Source organism: Dysgonomonas sp. Shenzhen-Wh21 (assembly GCF_043392705.1).
Lineage (GTDB): Bacteria > Bacteroidota > Bacteroidia > Bacteroidales > Dysgonomonadaceae > Dysgonomonas.
In genome coordinates this window covers 1-3,642 of record NZ_JAIXHZ010000145.1, presented here as the reverse complement: position 1 = coordinate 3,642, position 3,642 = coordinate 1, and the positions used below count along the sequence as shown (strand labels likewise).

Genomic DNA, 3,642 nt, shown 5'->3' with positions numbered 1-3,642 from the left:
AGGAAGTATTACACACAGTGAATATGCTCAGGTGGAAGCTCAATATAGCTCCGACAAGTACAATCTGGTACAAGCACAAAGTTCTTACGAAAGTTATAAGTTACAACTGAAACAATTGCTCTGTTTCAATTGCTCTTCATCCGATGCTACAATATTTTCGTTGTTTTTTATGGACTCTCTACTATATAAAATTTGTAAATAAGCCTGTGTAATAGCTATCTCAGTCTGATTTCGGATGTTTTCTGTATTTAGGTTTTGAGCTTCTTTTTTTAGTTGAGCTAGTTTAATATTGTTCTTATTTTTTCCACCATTGTATACTGTCCAGTTTGCATTTAATGTATATTGCCCATTGAACAATCCTTCATAATGATAATTCCCGGCTCCATCCGGTGACTGAGAATTTGTGTATCGCTGCGAAACACTTCCACTTAAACTCGGAAACAATGCAGCCTTCGATTGCGAAATATCTACATTGTAACTTTCTGTAGTGATAATGGACTTCTTTACTTGAATATTTTCTTGTCTGGCATAGTCTATGCACTCTCTTAATGTCCATTTTTTTTGAGAGAAAGCAGCAACCGGAATGAAGAGTCCGGTTACTGCCATTACTAAACCTAACAAACTTTTAGTAAAATAAATGCTCATGTTTAAATTTTATCTTAATGTTTTCAAAACATTCCGTCTGGTGATTCTTCTGGAGCTGTACCTTCGTTAGGCATCCCTGAAGGAAGTTGATCCCGATTTTCATCAAGTCTCCTTTTGGGTGGCTCACGGAACTCCACGCTTTGTTTCTTTTCTGCAAATATGTGATATTGTTCGGCTGTAAGTATAGACTTGTACTTTTTGTCGTATTTCTCTTGTTTCTTTTTAATCTTCTCGTCTGTATTGCTTATTTTCTCTGTAAGTTTTAGCCTTTCTCTATTCGCTATTCCCGGGTTGTCGGATTTCATTTTTAGCTCTTGTTTCTCTTGCATCAATTTGAAGATATCCTTCCGTTCGTCCGAAATCGTTTTACTCAATTTCTCTCGTTGTTCAAGGGTCAGGTTCGGAATGTCAGGTATACCCATAATAAAAAAGCTCTCGTCTCGAGAATTACCTTGATGCATAGGGGCATGACCTTCTCCTCGTCCTTTGCCTCCTCCGGGAGGTCTTCCTCCTCCCATACCACCCATAGAGCCTTGTGCAGCAAGACTGCCGCATACTATAGCAAGGGATGTTATCAGTAATATTTTCCTCATTTTATTTCTCTTTTTTCTCAAAAGTATGTCTGAGGATTTCGCTATACAATGGTAATCGATGAATAAGTCTGTTTTATCGACAAATACATCATATTTAGGTTTGATCTGTTGGCTAGTCCAGATATTGGTGTACCGTAACTAAAACGAAACGTTTTCTTGCATTAAACTTATTGAGGGTGTAGTTCTCTTGTAACAAAAATGTAGGTGATTTGCAATGTAAAATATCAAATAAATATATGTTTAAAATTGAGTATTCAGTGAAAAAGAAGAACCGCAACTTACTAAAATCAATGTTGCTTGTATTTGCTTTATTATCAATAACTACACTTTCTGCCCAGACCATTCTGACCGGAAGTATTATAGATGCAAAAACAAAAGAATCTCTACCGGGAGTTACCATTTCTGTTAAGAACACAACAATAGGTGCTATTTCTGATGAAGATGGAAAATATGAATTGAAGCTTAGTCCGGGGAAATATACCCTCGTAACTTCTTACATCTCATATCAACCATTAGAAATTACAGATGTAGAGATCAAAAAAGGAGAGCCCACTGTAGTAGATATTCCCATGATAGAAGCATCTCATACATTAGGCGAAGTATATGTTGTAGCATTAGGACGTATAAATTCCGAAGTGTCTTTACTGAGTTCTATACGAAAGTCGAATGCAGTAGTTAGTGGAGTATCTTCACAGCAGATTGCAAAAAGTCAGGATCGGGATGCCTCGGAGGTGATAAGACGTATTCCGGGCATATCGATTATAGATGATAAGTTTGTTGTTGCCAGAGGGCTTTCTCAACGATATAACAATGTATGGGTAAATAATAGTGCTATACCTAGCTCGGAAGCAGATAGCCGATCTTTCTCATTCGATATATTGCCAAGCACACAGATAGAAAATATTATGATTGTAAAATCTCCACAACCGGAGCTACCGGCTGACTTTTCGGGAGGTTTTATTAAAGTAGAGACAAAGGGAATTCCGAATGAAAACTCTATACAAGTCAGTTACGGAGCGGGTATAAATACGCAAACTCAATTTAAGGATTTTAAATATAGTAAAGGTAGTGCAACAGACTTCCTTGGATTTGATAACGGCATGAGAAATCTTTCGAGTGCATTTTCATCGGGACGTATCGATAATAATAACTCTCAGCAAGTAACAGATCTTACCCAAAACGGATTCAATAACGATTGGCTTGTAAAAAACAAGAAACCATTACCCGATCAACGTTTAGGTTTTGTTATCAACCGAAAATATGCCGGAGCGAACAATAGTATGTGGGGACTCATAGCTGCTCTGAATTATAGCAATACAAGTAAGACTTTTACAGATATGGAAAACTCCCGATATGGGGTCTACGATTCGGACAATGATAAACCGTACTTTACATTTAAATATAAAGATAATCAGTACAACAATGATGCAAGGGTAGGGGCTTTAGCTAATCTGATATACATGCCGAACGATAAGCACCATTTTGAATTTCGAAATATATTGAACCAAATAGGTAAAAATAGATATACTGAGCGTGAAGGGTATCAAAATACAAGCGGTTTCTACGGGCAACGAAAATCAGAATATATCTATAGCAGTCGTCTTGCTTATTCAGCCCAATTTGCAGGGAAACACACCTTGACCGAGAAAGACAAATTAGATTGGGTATTAGGCTTTTCTTACAGCAATAGAAATCAGCCGGACAGACGTATTATAAACTGGGAGCAAAATGGTTATCCGGGTGATGCACACTATATGGAATACCAAATCGATCAAAATGATATAACACGTGACTATAACAAACTAAATGAATATAATTATTCCTTTTCTGCCAACTATACGCATGATTTCTCTTTTGAGAATGGATTCAAACCGTCTATAAAAGGAGGTGTATATGGAGAGTATAGAGATCGGAATTACAATACACGCTATTTTAAGTATCGCTGGATACCTGAGAATCTGGATGAGGACTTTGGATATAAAGATGTTTATACTCAGATGCTGATCCCCCAAAACTATGGAGCAACTAAGCTGTATGTTTATGATGATACCGATCGATTAAATGATTATTCGGGAACAAATACACAGGCTGCAAGCTATATCGGCTTCAATATTCCACTGAATAAATTGAATATTTATACCGGAGTTCGCTTAGAGCACAACAAAATGTCTTTGAAGAGCTATACAACAATATCAGGAGATAAATCAAAAACATCAGATTATAACTATACAGATATATTTCCTTCATTGAATGCTTCTTACAATTTGTCTAGCGATCATTTGGTAAGATTGGCTTATGGACGATCTACAAACAGACAGGAATTTAGAGAAATATCATCTTCGTCATATTATGATTTCGATTTGTTCAGTTTTGTTTCGGGTAATCCTGACTTAAAGCCTGCATA

Annotated in this window: 3 protein-coding genes; 1 reads left to right on the top strand and 2 read right to left on the bottom strand. The window is 36.7% G+C overall.

Annotated features, from left to right (window positions below):
- Positions 1 to 93: 93 nt before the first annotated feature.
- Positions 94 to 645 carry a TolC family protein gene (locus tag LDB17_RS09945; RefSeq protein ID WP_393925018.1) on the bottom strand — a complete coding sequence of 184 codons (552 nt, stop codon included), beginning with the start codon at positions 643 to 645 and terminating at the stop codon, positions 94 to 96.
- 23 nt (positions 646 to 668) lie between these two features.
- On the bottom strand, positions 669 to 1,238 hold the full coding sequence (locus tag LDB17_RS09940; protein ID WP_252638785.1) for a hypothetical protein: 570 nt from the start codon (positions 1,236 to 1,238) through the stop codon (positions 669 to 671).
- Between the two features lie 236 nt (positions 1,239 to 1,474).
- On the opposite strand from LDB17_RS09940, the gene LDB17_RS09935 reads away from it, so the two are divergent.
- The coding region (locus tag LDB17_RS09935) for a TonB-dependent receptor domain-containing protein (RefSeq protein WP_393925017.1) at positions 1,475 to 3,642 on the top strand (2,168 nt) is incomplete at its 3' end.

Excerpts from the sequence above, each read along its gene's own strand:
- LDB17_RS09945 (WP_393925018.1), bottom strand. The coding sequence starts at position 645 with ATGAGCATTTATTTTACTAAAAGTTTGTTAGGTTTAGTAATGGCAGTA.
- LDB17_RS09940 (WP_252638785.1), bottom strand. The coding sequence starts at position 1,238 with ATGAGGAAAATATTACTGATAACATCCCTTGCTATAGTATGCGGCAGT.